18 protein-coding genes and 3 pseudogenes are annotated in these 13,152 nt (G+C 69.9%); 9 read left to right on the top strand and 12 right to left on the bottom strand.

Features of this window, described 5'->3' with window-relative positions; genetic code table 11:
• Positions 1–95: 95 nt before the first annotated feature.
• The 4 genes and pseudogenes from FNH09_RS00635 to FNH09_RS00620 all read right to left on the bottom strand — a co-directional run bounded on the left by FNH09_RS00635 (position 96) and on the right by FNH09_RS00620 (position 1,908).
• Positions 96–478, bottom strand: a pseudogene (locus FNH09_RS00635) (MerR family transcriptional regulator).
• Positions 479–539: 61 nt separating this feature from the next.
• Positions 540–929 (bottom strand): MDR/zinc-dependent alcohol dehydrogenase-like family protein, encoded by a 390-nt coding sequence (locus FNH09_RS00630; RefSeq protein ID WP_338017414.1) that lies wholly within the window; start codon positions 927–929, stop codon positions 540–542.
• Between the two features lie 68 nt (positions 930–997).
• Entirely contained in the window at positions 998–1,375 is a 378-nt protein-coding gene (locus FNH09_RS00625; RefSeq protein ID WP_152883910.1) for a hypothetical protein, read from the bottom strand.
• A 158-nt stretch (positions 1,376–1,533) separates the two neighbouring features.
• Entirely contained in the window at positions 1,534–1,908 is a 375-nt protein-coding gene (locus FNH09_RS00620; RefSeq protein ID WP_152883907.1) for a MerR family transcriptional regulator, read from the bottom strand.
• 59 nt (positions 1,909–1,967) lie between these two features.
• Here FNH09_RS00620 and FNH09_RS49990 point away from each other — a divergent pair, with 59 nt between their 5' ends.
• The 3 genes from FNH09_RS49990 (at position 1,968) to FNH09_RS00610 (ending at position 3,162) form a co-directional block, all read left to right on the top strand.
• On the top strand, positions 1,968–2,168 hold the full coding sequence (locus FNH09_RS49990; protein ID WP_202919555.1) for an NAD(P)-binding domain-containing protein: 201 nt from the start codon (positions 1,968–1,970) through the stop codon (positions 2,166–2,168).
• Positions 2,131–2,559 carry an imine reductase family protein gene (locus FNH09_RS00615; protein ID WP_202919554.1) on the top strand — a complete coding sequence of 143 codons (429 nt, stop codon included), beginning with the start codon at positions 2,131–2,133 and terminating at the stop codon, positions 2,557–2,559. Before FNH09_RS49990 ends, FNH09_RS00615 begins: the two co-directional genes overlap by 38 nt.
• Before the next feature lie 198 nt (positions 2,560–2,757).
• On the top strand, positions 2,758–3,162 hold the full coding sequence (locus FNH09_RS00610; RefSeq protein WP_152883904.1) for a VOC family protein: 405 nt from the start codon (positions 2,758–2,760) through the stop codon (positions 3,160–3,162).
• A gap of 9 nt (positions 3,163–3,171) precedes the next feature.
• On the opposite strand, the gene sigJ is transcribed toward FNH09_RS00610, so the two are convergent.
• Entirely contained in the window at positions 3,172–4,101 is a 930-nt protein-coding gene (gene sigJ / locus FNH09_RS00605) for an RNA polymerase sigma factor SigJ (RefSeq protein ID WP_152883901.1), read from the bottom strand.
• 101 nt (positions 4,102–4,202) lie between these two features.
• On the opposite strand from sigJ, the gene FNH09_RS00600 reads away from it, so the two are divergent.
• Entirely contained in the window at positions 4,203–4,604 is a 402-nt protein-coding gene (locus tag FNH09_RS00600; RefSeq protein WP_152883899.1) for a hypothetical protein, read from the top strand.
• Positions 4,605–4,667: 63 nt separating this feature from the next.
• Here the strand turns inward: FNH09_RS00600 and FNH09_RS00595 are convergent, their stop codons facing one another.
• Positions 4,668–4,991 (bottom strand): HGxxPAAW family protein, encoded by a 324-nt coding sequence (locus FNH09_RS00595; RefSeq protein WP_152883896.1) that lies wholly within the window; start codon positions 4,989–4,991, stop codon positions 4,668–4,670.
• 196 nt (positions 4,992–5,187) lie between these two features.
• On the opposite strand from FNH09_RS00595, the gene FNH09_RS00590 reads away from it, so the two are divergent.
• On the top strand, positions 5,188–5,754 hold the full coding sequence (locus tag FNH09_RS00590) for an SRPBCC family protein (RefSeq protein WP_338017413.1): 567 nt from the start codon (positions 5,188–5,190) through the stop codon (positions 5,752–5,754).
• Positions 5,755–6,068: 314 nt separating this feature from the next.
• Here FNH09_RS00590 and FNH09_RS00585 read toward each other — a convergent pair.
• The 4 genes and pseudogenes from FNH09_RS00585 to FNH09_RS00570 form a co-directional block, all read right to left on the bottom strand.
• A pseudogene (locus tag FNH09_RS00585) lies at positions 6,069–6,407 on the bottom strand (DJ-1/PfpI family protein); the annotation flags it as partial.
• A complete protein-coding gene (locus FNH09_RS00580; RefSeq protein WP_162467918.1) occupies positions 6,406–6,633 on the bottom strand; it encodes a hypothetical protein in 228 nt (75 codons plus the stop codon). The pseudogene FNH09_RS00585 and the gene FNH09_RS00580, both read right to left, overlap by 2 nt.
• Positions 6,634–6,756: 123 nt before the next feature.
• A pseudogene (locus tag FNH09_RS48020) lies at positions 6,757–6,923 on the bottom strand (PaaI family thioesterase); the annotation flags it as partial.
• Between the two features lie 64 nt (positions 6,924–6,987).
• The gene (locus FNH09_RS00570) at positions 6,988–7,347 is read right to left on the bottom strand and encodes an excisionase (protein ID WP_152883891.1); all 360 of its coding nucleotides are present in this window, start codon (positions 7,345–7,347) and stop codon (positions 6,988–6,990) included.
• Positions 7,348–7,415: 68 nt separating this feature from the next.
• Here FNH09_RS00570 and FNH09_RS00565 point away from each other — a divergent pair, with 68 nt between their 5' ends.
• Positions 7,416–8,399, top strand: coding sequence for a Clp protease N-terminal domain-containing protein (locus tag FNH09_RS00565; RefSeq protein WP_152883888.1), 984 nt, complete (start codon positions 7,416–7,418; stop codon positions 8,397–8,399).
• Entirely contained in the window at positions 8,396–9,517 is a 1,122-nt protein-coding gene (locus FNH09_RS00560; RefSeq protein ID WP_338017412.1) for an FAD-dependent oxidoreductase, read from the top strand. The genes FNH09_RS00565 and FNH09_RS00560 overlap by 4 nt, the downstream gene beginning before the upstream one ends.
• A 52-nt stretch (positions 9,518–9,569) precedes the next feature.
• Here the strand turns inward: FNH09_RS00560 and FNH09_RS00555 are convergent, their stop codons facing one another.
• Positions 9,570–10,634 carry a YncE family protein gene (locus FNH09_RS00555; RefSeq protein WP_338017411.1) on the bottom strand — a complete coding sequence of 355 codons (1,065 nt, stop codon included), beginning with the start codon at positions 10,632–10,634 and terminating at the stop codon, positions 9,570–9,572.
• Positions 10,635–10,695: 61 nt separating this feature from the next.
• The gene (locus tag FNH09_RS00550; RefSeq protein ID WP_152883885.1) at positions 10,696–11,775 is read right to left on the bottom strand and encodes an endonuclease/exonuclease/phosphatase family protein; all 1,080 of its coding nucleotides are present in this window, start codon (positions 11,773–11,775) and stop codon (positions 10,696–10,698) included.
• A 152-nt stretch (positions 11,776–11,927) separates the two neighbouring features.
• Between FNH09_RS00550 and FNH09_RS48015 the strand changes: the two genes are divergently transcribed.
• Both FNH09_RS48015 and FNH09_RS00545 read left to right on the top strand, forming a co-directional pair.
• Positions 11,928–12,089 carry a hypothetical protein gene (locus tag FNH09_RS48015; protein ID WP_162467917.1) on the top strand — a complete coding sequence of 54 codons (162 nt, stop codon included), beginning with the start codon at positions 11,928–11,930 and terminating at the stop codon, positions 12,087–12,089.
• Complete coding sequence (locus FNH09_RS00545) at positions 12,082–13,152, top strand: ATP-binding protein (protein WP_162467916.1); 1,071 nt, start codon at positions 12,082–12,084, stop codon at positions 13,150–13,152. Before FNH09_RS48015 ends, FNH09_RS00545 begins: the two co-directional genes overlap by 8 nt.

The raw sequence follows: 13,152 nt of genomic DNA, 5'->3' as shown, positions 1-13,152 counted from the left end.
TGGCGGGCAGGTGGATGTCGGCCCGGGCGATCAGCTCGACGCTCGCCGCGCGGCGCACACCCCCGGCCCGCCTCTGCACCACCTGCCGGACTCGGTCAGCGCAGGGCGGTCGACGACTGCCCCGTCCGCCGTGCCAGCCGGTCGCGCAGCCGGGTCAGGCGGCCGATCTCCGCGTCCATGGCCGCCAGTCGGCGTTCGACCACACCCGTGCCCGGCGAGCTCGATGCGCACTCGGCGCAGGGCCGGTGTGGATTCTCGGCCAGGAGCTGGATCCGGTCGGCGACGACGCGCAGGTCCTCGACGGTCAGCCCGAGGCCGAGCAACTCGCGGATGACGCGGAGCCGGGCCACGTCGTCCGGTCCGTACCGGCGTTGGCCCGAGGCCGTGCGCGGTGGCGCGGTCAGCAGTCCGCGCTCCTCGTAGAACCGCGGGCCCGCGGGGTGGGTCCGGCCGCCGCCGCCGCGTCTCCGATGCGCATACCCGTGTTCGCCTCGTTCCGTGTCGGGCGCTCGCCCGCGCCACGCGGCGGCGAACGCGCTTCAGCGGGGCGGAAGTTCCACGATCACGGTGCCGAAGTGCCGCTCCTCGCACAGTTCCTGCAACGCGCTCGGGGCACGTTCGATGCCCTGGATCCGTACGTGCGGAAAGGTGATCTCACCCGCGCGCAGCCAGTTCCCGAACCGCTCGGCCCACTCCTGCGCCACGTCGGGATGGTCCGTGCCGCTGTAGCCGCGCGGGGTGATCCCTTGGGTGATGAGCCGGAAGGTGTCGATCCGCGCCGGAGCGCCGGCACCGTCCCGGTGCGGTGACAGCTGGCCGGACAGCGCGCCGACCAGCGCGACGCGGGCGCCGCGACGCGCGACTCCACCGGCCGTCCGCAGCCCCTCCTCGGTGCACGCCGCCGACCGTCCGTGCCGGCCCGTGTCCAAGCCTCGGACACGCCACCTACCTCGGTGAGCGGTCGGCGGCGGCTGCGTTCATGGCCGAGGCGCCTGATTCAGCACCTGGGGCTGCTGGAGATCTTGATTCCGGTGACGCTGTAGCCGTCGGTGAACACGGTTTCGTTGTTCGGCGGAAGACAGATCGAGCTTCCGTCCTGGAGGCGCAGATAAACCACGTCGTCATTTCGGGTGTTCATGACCCCGTAGTGCGGCCGGGGCTTGACGGCCTGGTAACTACTGGTGACGTCCCGGTACTTCGAGATCGGCTTGCCCGCCAGCAGGTCGTCATTGTTCAGATAGAAGCAGACATAGGGATAAGGACAACCCTGGGTGGGGGCTTCCGCGTGGGCCGCGGACGCGCCGGTCAAGGACATGGCCGCGACAGCCACGCTCGCCCCCGCGAATCCCGCAGCCCTCCGGATGACGGACTTCATCAGACCTCCAAGAACTCGGTGAACGACTTGCATCAGTCCGCACGAAATCCTCCGGCAGCCGCCGCCCGACCCACAACGCTGGAATGATCTCAGCCCAGTTGACCTGCAAGAACAGGGAAGCCTGAGATGCCTCCCCAAGGCAGGGCGAGGCTTGCCCTTCAGTGCGAGGGGGCGGCCCCGGCGTGCAGCGGGCGTCCGACGAGCGAGTCGAGGATGTCCCGAGCGGCGATCAGGTCGTCGATCGTCGCGTCGATCCGGCGACGCTCTTTCGCCAGGCCGTCGATGAGTTCCGGGCACGTACCGGACAGGACGACACTGTCGTCCACGGTGCAGGGAAGAATTTCGGCGACGGCGGATGTGCCGAGTCCCGCGGAGAGCAGGATCTGGATGCGGCGCACGGTGGTGACGCTGCGCTCGTCGTATTCGCGGTATCCGTTGGGCAGGCGTTTCGGAATGAGCAGTCCTTGTTCCTCGTAATAGCGAAGCGAGCGCCGGCTGACGTTGGTGCGCCGTGACAGTTCACCGATCCTCATGACGAAGAGTCCAACAGCGCTTGACCTTGACGTCAATGTGAAGGTCTAGCGTTCGGCGCATGATGAAAACCGCTGATGAGAGCACCCGACTCAGGCCCGTCACCGTTCTCGGCCCCGGCCCGATGGGCCGTGCCCTGGCCGCTGCTCTCCTTGCGGCCCGTCATCCGGTGACCGTGTGGAACCGCACGGCCCCGCCATGTCCACGAGGCCGTTCAGGAGACGATGAACGCCGTGCGCGGCACCGTGACGCATCTCGGTGACGATCCCGGCCGGGCCTGCGCGTACGAGGTCGCGCTACTGGACATCTTCGCCACCTCGGTCAACGGCATCGCGCACGCCTTCGCCCTCGCGGCCGCCGAGGGAATCGAGCCGCGACGGTTCGCCGCCCTCGCCACCGGAATCGGCGGACTCCTTCCGGAGGTGATCACGCCTTTCGCCGGGCAGATCGAGGCCGGGCACTGTCCCGGGGACCGATCCACGATCGCCTCGGCGGCATCCGGCATCACGCATGTCATCAACGCCGCCAGCGGCCACGGCATCGATGTGGGGATGCTAGCCGCGGCGAAAGGCGTCATCGACCGGGCTGTCGCGGACGGCTACGAGCGGGAAGGGCCGGCACGTCTGACCACGGTCCTCCACCGGGCCGGCTGACGATCACGGCATCCCGCACAGGCCGCCGTAGGCGGTCCGGAACCGGCTCGGTAGGTAACCGGCTCGGTCCGGAACCGGCTCTCGGCCCGGGGCGTAGGTCCCACGACGGATCGCTCCTGTGCCGTTGGGCCGATGCGGCGGGGGACACCACTTCCTAGGCTGCCGAAGTCAGAACGTGATCGATGTCGAGGAGCAGCCATGCCCGCCACCGGCCAGAGCCACATCCGTATCGCCCGGCCCTCCCGTGACCTTGCCGCCGCGGAGCGGTTCTGGGTCGGCGGGCTCGGGCTGAGCGTGTTGTTCCGGGCGGACAGCGCGGGCAACCCGGACGAGCACGATCTGCTGATGGTCGGCTGGCCGGACGCGTCCTGGCACCTCGAACTCGTCTATGACGCCGCAGTCGAACCACAGCCCACCGAGGAGGACCTGCTGGTCGTCTATCTCGACGAACAGGTACCGCAAGCCCTGCTCGCACGCCTGGAAGCCCACGGCGGCAAGCGTGTGCAGGCGCGCAACTCGTACTGGGACACCTGGGGTGCCAGCATCGAGGACCCCGACGGCTACCGGCTGGTGCTCAGCACCCGCAGCTGGAGCAACTCCTGACGGTACCGGTCAGTGGTTGCCGCCGGCCTGCTGCGTCCACGGTCGCAGCTTCTCCGGGTTGCGGACCGCCCAGATCCGGGTGACGCGCTCGTCGGAGACGTCGAACGCGGCTACGGTCACGACGGTCCCGGCCCGCCGGGCCACCAGGCCCGGCACACCGTTGACCGATCGCTCCAGGAGTTCCAGCCCCGGAGCCTTGTCGGCGATGGCGATCATGTACTGGGCGATGCGCGCGCCGCCCTCGACCGGGTGCAGTACCGTGCCGACCAGGCCGCCGCCGTCGGCGGTCATCACGGCGGCCGGGTCGAGGAGACCGACGAGGGCTGCGATGTCCTTGGTCTCCCATGCCTCCTTGACTCGCCGCACCACCTCGGCCCGGCCGGTCCCGGTCACCGGAGCGCGTGCGACGCCGACCCGCCGCCGGGCGGAGGCCGCAAGCTGCTTGCAGGCCGCGGGAGTGCGGCCGAGCACGTCGGCGATCTCGGCGAACGGGTACCGGAAGATGTCGTGCAGGACGAGCGCCACCCGCTCGGCGGGCGTCATCGACTCCAGGACCACGAGGAAGGCCATGGCCACCGACTCGTCCAGGACGATCTGGTCGGCGGGGTCCGCAGGGCCGGTGGGATCGGCTCCGGCCGAGTGGTTCCACTCGGTGCGGTCGGGCAGCGGTTCGGGCAGCCACGCGCCGACGTACTGTTCACGGCGGGCCCGCGCCGAGCCGAGCAGATCCAGACAGATACGGCTGGTGACCGTCGTCAGCCAGGCACCGGGGGAGAGGATCTCCTCCTGCCGGTCCTGCGGCAGCCCGTACCAGCGCGTGTAGGCATCCTGCACGGCGTCCTCCGCGTCGGTCACCGAACCGAGCAACCGGTACGCGACATTGACCAGTTGACGTCGCTCGTCGGCTGCCTCGGCGGTTCCGGCCCGCACACTTCCCATGCTTCCGGTCGCCCCCTCGCCTTACCTTTCGTCCGCCTGCGTCGTCGGACTGGTGAGACCTTATCGATCTGTCGCCCGAGGGCGGAAAAGGGGACTGCGACATGACCATCGAGATGACGAGGACGGCGAGCGCACGACGGGGCTCCTCGTTCCTGCGGATCGCCATCCTCCTCCAGACCCTGACCATCTTTCTCCAGGCGGTCTCCGCGGGCCTGTTGCTGACCGCTTCCTACGGAGAGACGTTGCACAGTGTCGGAGCCCGGGTGATGTACGGGGCGTCGATGCTGTACGTGCTCGCGGCGGTGCTGGCGTGGAAGCCGGGCGGCGGCTCGCCCCGGCCGGTCTGGCACGCGTCGGGGTTCCTCGTACTGGCCTCGATCCAGGTCGTGCTCGGCATCGCGCACATCCCGTCGGTCCATCTCCCCCTGGGGGTCCTGATGTTCGGCCTGAGCGTGCTGGCGCTGACCCGGCGCCCTGGCCTGGATCAGGAGCTTCACGGCTGATCCGTCGAGGGGGCGACCGCCGTCGCCACGCTCGTTCCGGTCCTACGACCCTTCGGCCGACCGTCAGGGCGCCTGGGTCGTACGGGCCCGGCCGCCGTGGCGCCCTGCCAGCCGGCACCCGAGGCAGTTCGCGTGCCCGTCACGCACGGAGTGGTCCCGCGCCGAGAGCCGCCGCTGGTCGACGCTGCGCGGTACGGGCGGCTTGCCCCAGCCCGCCAGATGCAGGGCCCATGTGATCAGAACGGCCGTCACCAGCACGGCGAGCCCGACCCAGACGCCCGGGCGCCAGCTGACGATGCCCATGCCGAGGGCCAGTGCCCCGATCGTGGCGACCGTGAAACCGGTCCATCCCGCGATGGTGTGGCCTTCGTCGTGGTGTCCACTCACGTACGTGCCTCCCTGCGTCCGCGGACCGCAATGGCTCAGCAAGTAAGGAATTTATCTTGCGTGTTGAAGGGATTCAATGCGGCGCGGGCCTCTGCCTGCTGCGGCCTCCGCCGCCCGGACGCGGCGGGCTGGTCGTCCCCGTGTCCGACATCACCGACCGGCGTGTCAGGGACTGTTGCTCACGTGGATCAAGGCCGTGGATGATCAGGGAAACCGGCATCGAGGGGGCGTTGTGCGATTCGCTGATGGTCCGAGTGTGCACTGTGATGTTCATGTCGCTGCGGCTGTACCGCGAGTCTGGGAACTGGTGACCGACATCGGTCTGCCCGCCCGGCTCAGCCCTGAACTACAGCGTGTCGCATGGCTCGACGGCGCGGACGGGCCCTCGGCGGGTGCGTGCTTCGAGGGCTACAACCATCACCGGCAGCTCGGCGAATGGCGGACCGTCTCGCATGTGGTCGAGCTGGACGAACCGCATGTGTTCGCCTGGGCCGTCACGGATGCGGACGGCCGCTATGGGGAACCGACACTGGATCCGGCGAACGCCATGGCGAACTGGCGTTACGAACTCGACGCCGAGGGCGGGGGCAGCCGACTGCGGCAGTCGGTCCGCATCGGGCCGGGCCGCAGCGGACTGACGCTGGCCCTGGAGCGCTGGCCGGACCGCGAGGAGGAGTTCGTCGCCTTCCGGCTCCAGGAGTTGCGCGCCGGGATGGAAGCCACCCTTCGCGGCATCAAGGCGCTGGCCGAGGGGACCGCCTGACATCCTGTCGCGCCGCAGGAAGTCCGCGTCCAGTCGTGACGCGCTGGAGGAGACCCGCATGTGCTCCCGTCCCGAAATCCGGAAGGACATGGCGCGCACGCGGTGGCCCGATGAACGCGCCGGACAGGTGCCGAGCGGCGCTCCATAGGAACACGCTGCGTAAGTCCACAGAGCGGACCGAGCAGTGGGTGGACGCGGGTGCGGGCGGGTGCTGCGACGACCCGTCCGCGGGCGAGTACTTCCACGATCCATCGTGCTCGCCCGGACCGACCGACCGACCGCGTCCAGCGCCTGGGCCAGGAAGTCCCGCTCTCGGCCTTGGCGAACTCGGTGACGAACGCCCGGCAGAACGCGGGAAGATCGGCCGGCTCGCGGCTCGTGATCAGTGTGCTGGAACCCGCGTCGCAGACGTGCACCTCCTCGTCGTAATGGGTGCCGCCGGCGTTGCGGATGTCGGTACGCAGCCTCGGCCAGGACGTCAGAGTGCGCCCCCGCAGCACATCCGCCTCGACCAGGGGCCACGGTGGGTGGCAGATCGCCGAGACCGGCAGTCCCGCTTCGAAGAAACCCGTCACGAAGGCCACCGCCGCGTCGTTCATGCGCAGGTTGCCGGGGTTGGCGACGCCGCCGGGCAGGACCAGGGCACGAACGTCAGCCGACGCCCATGCGCAGATAGCGCACCCCGCACTCGCGGCAGAAGGGATCGGCCGCGGGCGTGCCCCAGGCCGTGGACGGCTGGGTCCACGCGGCCGGATCGAGCCGCCGCCCGCACAGAGCCTGGGTCTCGCCCTCCTCCGTCATGTGCCAGATTTCGAGAAGGGGCCCGGCGGAGCTCGGCGAGGCACCCTCCGCGTACTGCGCGCGCAACTCGTACCCCACGAGCCGTCCTCACTTCCCGTCCTGCTCAGGCGACCCAAGCCGGGTTCCCTCCCCGGTACGGGTGAATCACCGCCAAAGACGGCTGCGGCAACCGCGTCCTCACTCGGGCGCCCTGTCCAGGCGGATCGTCCCGATCGCTTCGAGACGGTCACCTGCGGCGGGCGCGAGGAGATTGATCTTGTACTCGCGGTGAGCACATCGGAGTCCTGGTCGAACAGCGTGAGGGCCGCGTAACCGCCGGCGCTGTCCGCAATGGCACCGGTGGCGCCGGCATGGACGTAACCGTGCTCTCCTTCGTGTGTACGGGGTGAGGTCGCGTGCGTCGGCCGTGTTCCGTCGGCAGGCGGCCGCCGGTCACTTCCGCTCCAGCGCGGCCAGCCGGAGTTCGAGCTGGTCGACCCGGTGCCGTAGCAGGGTGACCTGGGCTTCCAGGCTGACTTCCCGTTCCGCCCTGCGCTGGATGCGCGGTGACGCGGCGGCGCGCTCGATCACCGCGGCCAGCTGGACCAGGCGCTGTGGTCCGTTCGGGCCGTCCACCAGCCGGGACCGGATCTCGCCGTTGCGGTACCAGGCCCGTAGCGCCGAGCGGGAGACACCGGTCTCGGCCTCGGCCCTGGCCAGCGTGACCCAGGGGGTCTCGTCCAGCTGCTCGAACAGCTCCAGCTCGTTCTGCCAGCGCGCGAGCCGGTCCTCCCAGTCCGACGGTGTCTCCATCGCACCCTCCTTTCACCATGGTGACCCTGTCAATAGCAGTGTATTGACAGGGTTGGGACCATGGAAGCATGTCATTCGAACGGTTCACGGTGAAAGCTCGCAAGGTGGTCGTCACGGCTCAGGAGGAGGCGAGGCGGCTCAAGCACAGCCACATCGACACGGAGCACATCCTGTTGGGGCTGCTCGACGTACCGGACGGCCTGGCGGCGAAGGTGCTGCACCAGCTCGGGTACGACAAGGAGACGGCACAGGCCGACATCGCCGCGCTGGTCAAGCCCGGCACACACGAGCTGAGCGGCCACATCCCGTTCGCGCCGGGCGCGAAGAAGACGCTGGATCTCGCGCTGCGCGAGGCGCAGCAGCTGCACCACACCTCGATCGGCACGGAACACGTCCTGCTCGCCCTCGTCAGGGAAGGCGAGGGCGTCGGCGCGAAGGTGCTCGCCGAGCGGATCGATCCGATCGGCAGGATCCGGGCCGCGGTGCTGGCGGAACTGGGGGGCTCGCAAGAGGTCGCGGCAGGCCCATGGCCGGCCGGCACACCTGCCACCGAGGACGCCGTCGCCACCGCGAGCGCGCTGGCCGGTGGCGCACCGGTCGGCAGCCATCACCTGCTGGAGGCGATGCTGCGGACCGAGAACAGCATGGCGGCCAGGGTGCTGCGCGAACTCGGGGTCGACCCGGACGCGGTCGCCGCCAAGATCGACGAGCTGGATCCGGAGACGACCACGGACGCGAACCCGGAGGAAGCCGCCGCGCGCAGGATGGAGATCCGGCTGGTCGACGACGAGGTGCATCTGATCCTTCGGGATCCGGCAACGGTCACGATCGCCCGGAAGGTCACCGAGCTGTCCGGCGGCCCGGTCCAGGGCGTCGGACCGGTCGCCGGCCTGCTCGTCCCGCTCTGGCGGACGACCAACCAACTGCTGTCGCAGATCCAGCGCATGCTCGAACCGGAACCCGAGGACCAAGACGAGGACGAGGACGGGTCCACCCCGAGCAAGGTGACCAAGGCCGTGCGTACGGTGCTCGCGCCCCGGTTCCGCCGGTGAATCGGCCAGTCACCATCGTCGGAGCCGGCTTGGGCGGTCTGGCCCTGGCCCGGATGCTGCACGTGAACGGCATCGACGCGGTCGTGTACGAACGTGATTCCTCGCGCGACGCACGCGGGCAGGGCGGCATGCTCGACCTTCACTCCGGGACCGGGCAGCGAGCGCTGCGCGAGGCCGGTCTGATCGAGCAGTTCCACGCGATCGCCCGGCGTGCGGGGCAGGACATGCGTCTTCTCCAGCCGGACGGCACCCTGCTGCTCCAGGAGGACACGCCCGACGACGCCCCGCTCGAACGGCCCGAGGTGGACCGCGCCGATCTGCGCGACCTGCTGCTGGACTCCCTGCCCGGACACACGGTGCGCTGGGGGTGCGCGGTCGAATCCGCCGACGACGGCCTGCTGTACTTCGCCGACGGCAGCTGCGCGCCGTACGACCTGCTGGTCGGCGCCGACGGCGCGAACTCCCGGGTCCGCGCGCAGCTCACCGACGCCCGGCCGACCCACATTGGCCAGAACGTCGTCGAACTCGTCATCCCCGACATCGACCGCACCCATCCCGACCTCGCGGCGATGGTCGGGCGCGGCAACTACTGGGTACTCGGCGCCGGGCAGTCCCTGGCGGCCCAGCGCAACGGCGACGGCTGCGTACGGGTCGGCCTGAGCTTCTACAACACCGCCGAGGACTGGTTCGCCACCAGCGGGATCCCGTTCGGCGACCCGGCCGCCGCCCGGGCGCGGCTGATCGACCTCTTCGCCGGTTGGGACCCACGGTTCACCGCACTGATCGCAGCCTGCGACGACACGATCCTGCCGCGGTCGATCACCACGCTCCCGGTCGGCCTGACCTGGCCGTCGACACCAGGCGTCACACTGGTCGGCGACGCCGCGCACCTGATGCCGCCGGTGGGCCAGGGTGCCAACATGGCGCTGCTCGACGGTGTCCTGCTGGGTCTCGCGCTGGCCGCGTGCCCGGACGGCATTCCCGCCGCCGTCGAGGAATACGAACGCGAGATGTTTGAACGCACCAGCGCGGCCGGCCGGCAATCCGCGCGCATAAAGGAACTCCTGGCATCGCCGGACGCCGCCCGGCACATACTCGCGTTCTTCCAGCCAGGTTGACCGCAACCGAAAGCGACCGGGCAACCGGCCGTCGCCCGGTCGGCGCGGCCGGTCAGCCGCTCCATACGCGCGCCACGTCACCCACCACCCGCACGAGCTGTTGGGCGGACCGGTGATGATGCGTGGGGGAGAAGCCGGGGACGACGCCCTTGAGCTTCCCCTCGACCGGATCCCAGATCGACAGCTCCGTCTCGTCACAACTGAACAGGCAGGTGCCGTCGCTGAAGAAACGCCCGGTCGGACCTTCGAACGCAAGGAGTTGCACCGCAGTCGGCAAACGCCACAGGTCGCCCTCGAAGGTCCGAGTCGTATCGAAGATCCGCGCCCCGGGCCGCATGGCATCGGCGTCGTCGCCGATGCCCTCGACGGCGACCCGGACCGAATCGATCCAGGTCATCGAGTGATCCCAGTAGTACTCCCGGCCGCACACATCGACCCGGCTCGGACCGTCCTCGGACTCCCAGACGTCGACCTCGATCCATCGGCCGAGATCCCACACCGAGGGGAACCCGACCGGATGCCACACCCAGCCGTCGTCCAGGACCCGTTTCCCGTCGGGGCTCACCCGCAGCGCACCGTGGAAGTAGTCGAGGCGATGCTCCACCGCGGCGTCCTCGTCAGCAGGCGCGGAGAGCGACCGCTCGGTCAGCAGTGCTCCCGTCTGCGCGTCCGAGACATCCAGACGGTTCCAGGCCGTGCGGTGGATCACGACGCAACGCCCCCGGCTCCGCGCGAACTCCAGCGAGAACGGCACGGTCTCCTCGTGACCACCCTGGTTGTCCAGGGTCAGCGTGACCTTGCCGGTCCGCAGGTCGATCACCTCCCCGAACCGCCCGTAGTCGTTGACCACGGCGGCGAACCTGCCGTCGTGGGAAGCATGCAGGCGCCTGCGCGGCCGACGGCCGTTCCCCGGCTCACGGTCGGACTCCGGGGAAACGACGGTGGTCCCGAGGGCCTCGTGAACCCCGGCTGCCATGTCCCACCGGCCGATCGTGCCGTCCTCGCCCAGAGCCAGCCACACGGGCCGGTCCCGATCGCGCACCGGCGCCAGATCGGCGACCGCACCCAGACTCGGTGGCACCGCTATCTCACGGACCGCGTCCCCGCTCCCGATCACCGCTGCCCCCCTGTCGGAAACCCGATCGGCAGCCTATCCAGGAACACGGCCCCTGCGGTGTCTACCAGCTGATGCCGGCCGCCACCGGCAGGTGGTCGCTGCCGGTGGCCGGCAGCACCCACGAGCTGTCCGGCTGCACGCCGCGCACCAGGATCTGGTCGATCCGCGCGATCGGGAACGCCGCCGGCCAGCTGAAGCCGAAGCCGTCCCCGGCCGCCTCCTGGACCGAGCGCAGCTGCGAGGTGAGGCCGGCGAACGCACGGTCGTCCGTGGTGCCGTTCAGGTCACCGAGCAGTACCACCCGCTTGTCGTGCTCGGCGGCTATGGCCTCGGCGAGCGCCCGCGCGTTTCTGTCCCGGCTCTCCGTCCAGAAGCCGTTCGCTGGCGACACGCGTACCGATCCCAGGTGGGCCACGAAGACGACCAGCGGCCCGTGGTCCGTGGCCACCGTGGTGCGCAGTGCCCGGTTGTACGACATCTTCTCGTCGGCCGGTTTGGCGTCCCCCAGCGGCCCGACGTCCTGCCTGGTGTCGACCGGTCGCGTGTCCGACAGCGGCAGCCTGCTCCACAGCCCGACCGTGCCCAGCACCGTGTGGTACGGGTACGCCTTCGCCAGCGCCTTCTCGTACAGCGGCTGCGCCTGCGCGGTGATCTCTTCCAGGGCCAGCAGATCCGCCCCGGAGGCGGCCAGGTCACGCGCGGTGCGGGCCGGGTCGGGGTTGTCGGCGTCTACGTTGTGACTGACCAGGGTGAGGTCGCGGCCCGGGTGGGACTTGTCGCCGAGCAGCCCACCGAAGAGGCTCCCCCACACCACGACCGGCAGCAGCAGCGCGGCGGTCGCGGAGGCGGAGCGGCGCCACAGTGCCGCGGCCAGCAGCACCGGGATGAACAGGCCGAACCACGGCAGGAAGGTCTCGGCCAGGCTGCCGAGGTTGCCGATCCGGTTCGGGATCCTCGCGTGCAGCAGCATGAACAGGGCGAGCAGGACCGCCAGCGCCGCGAGCACCGGCCCGTGCTTCCAGGGCCCCGGCCGGGAGCCGGCTCGTATTGCCCGACGGACGACCGCGCGCAGCGCGCCTGGGCGGGCATCCTGGGGACCGGTGTCGCCCTGCCCGGTCTCCGCCGTACCGACCTGGGTCATCGGCTGTCCTCGTTGCGCGCATGCGGGGTCACTGTTCGTGCTGGTGGCGGCGGGGTGCGAGTCATGTTGCCAGTCAAACGGACATGGTGTTGCCGGGGCGTATCCGGTTTTCGATATGCCGACGATATGCGCCGGTTCGTAGCATCGATCGCATGCGTGTGTCGATCGTCGACGACGAGCCCCATCCGGCAGAAGCCACCCGCGAGGGCCTGCGCCCGGCGGCGATCGCGGCCGGCCGGCCCGGCGACAGGAACCGCCCCCGCGACAAGACCTGGAGGACCCGCGGGTCCGGAGCGGGCGCCGACCGTGGATAGGCAGCCCGGTCTGAGCGTCCGCGTCAAACTCACCCTCAGCTATGCCGGATTCCTCATGGTGGCCGGCGGCCTGCTGCTGGCGGCGGTGTGGGTGTTCCTCACTCGTGTGCCGCACGTCGGGCTGCTGCTCCAACCCGACTACCAGTACTCCGTCCTGCGGGACTTCGCCCCGATCGCGGCCGTCGTGCTGGCCTTCCTGCTGGTGTTCGGCCTGCTCGGAGGATGGATCCTCGCAGGTCGCATGCTCGACCCGCTTACTCGGATCACCCGCGCCACACGCATGGCCGCGAACGGTTCGCTCTCCCACCGGATCGACCTGGAAGGCCGCAGCGACGAGTTCCACGAACTCGCCGACGCCTTCGACGCGATGCTCACGCGACTCGAAGCACACGTCGCCGAACAGCAGAGATTCGCGGCCAACGCCTCACACGAGTTGCGCACACCACTGGCGATCTCGAAGACACTTCTCGACGTGGCCCGCACCGATCCGAGCGCCGACACCGGCGAACTCATCGACCGCCTCCACGCCGTCAACACCCGGGCCATCGGCCTCACCGAGGCGCTGTTGCTGCTCAGCCGCGCCGACCAGCGCTCCTTCGCCCGCGAACCGGTCGACGTGTCCCTCCTGGCGGAAGAGGCCACCGAAACACTCCTGCCCCTCGCGGAGAAGCACCGCGTCACCGTCGAGACCGGCGGCGCCGTCGGTCACACCCTCGGATCACCGGCGCTCCTGCTGCAACTCGCCATGAACCTCGTGCACAACGCCATAGTCCACAACCTGCCCGAACAGGGCACGGTGTGGGTCGACACCAGCGTGCGCCCTGAGACCGTGGTGCTCACTGTCGAGAACACCGGCGAGAAGCTCACCCCACAGTTGGTCTCGACCCTCACCGAACCGTTCCAGCGCGGCACCGAACGCCTGCACACCGACCACGCCGGCGTCGGCCTCGGCCTGGCCATCGTCAAGACCATCACCCACGCACACGACGGCACCCTCACCCTCACCCCGCGCCCCGCCGGTGGGATCCGCATCACCGTGGAACTTCCCGCGATGCACCGGTGA

Origin of the sequence: Streptomyces adustus (assembly GCF_009377175.1) — a bacterium.
In the GTDB taxonomy this organism is placed as follows: domain Bacteria; phylum Actinomycetota; class Actinomycetes; order Streptomycetales; family Streptomycetaceae; genus Streptomyces; species Streptomyces adustus.
Note: the sequence above shows the minus strand (reverse complement) of the source record. Positions and strands in the feature narration are given on the sequence as shown.

Excerpts from the sequence above, each read along its gene's own strand:
- FNH09_RS00625 (WP_152883910.1), bottom strand. The coding sequence starts at position 1,375 with ATGAAGTCCGTCATCCGGAGGGCTGCGGGATTCGCGGGGGCGAGCGTG.
- FNH09_RS00620 (WP_152883907.1), bottom strand. The coding sequence starts at position 1,908 with ATGAGGATCGGTGAACTGTCACGGCGCACCAACGTCAGCCGGCGCTCG.
- FNH09_RS49990 (WP_202919555.1), top strand. The coding sequence starts at position 1,968 with ATGATGAAAACCGCTGATGAGAGCACCCGACTCAGGCCCGTCACCGTT.
- FNH09_RS00615 (WP_202919554.1), top strand. The coding sequence starts at position 2,131 with ATGAACGCCGTGCGCGGCACCGTGACGCATCTCGGTGACGATCCCGGC.
- FNH09_RS00610 (WP_152883904.1), top strand. The coding sequence starts at position 2,758 with ATGCCCGCCACCGGCCAGAGCCACATCCGTATCGCCCGGCCCTCCCGT.
- sigJ (WP_152883901.1), bottom strand. The coding sequence starts at position 4,101 with ATGGGAAGTGTGCGGGCCGGAACCGCCGAGGCAGCCGACGAGCGACGT.
- FNH09_RS00600 (WP_152883899.1), top strand. The coding sequence starts at position 4,203 with ATGACCATCGAGATGACGAGGACGGCGAGCGCACGACGGGGCTCCTCG.
- FNH09_RS00570 (WP_152883891.1), bottom strand. The coding sequence starts at position 7,347 with ATGGAGACACCGTCGGACTGGGAGGACCGGCTCGCGCGCTGGCAGAAC.
- FNH09_RS00565 (WP_152883888.1), top strand. The coding sequence starts at position 7,416 with ATGTCATTCGAACGGTTCACGGTGAAAGCTCGCAAGGTGGTCGTCACG.
- FNH09_RS00550 (WP_152883885.1), bottom strand. The coding sequence starts at position 11,775 with ATGACCCAGGTCGGTACGGCGGAGACCGGGCAGGGCGACACCGGTCCC.
- FNH09_RS48015 (WP_162467917.1), top strand. The coding sequence starts at position 11,928 with ATGCGTGTGTCGATCGTCGACGACGAGCCCCATCCGGCAGAAGCCACC.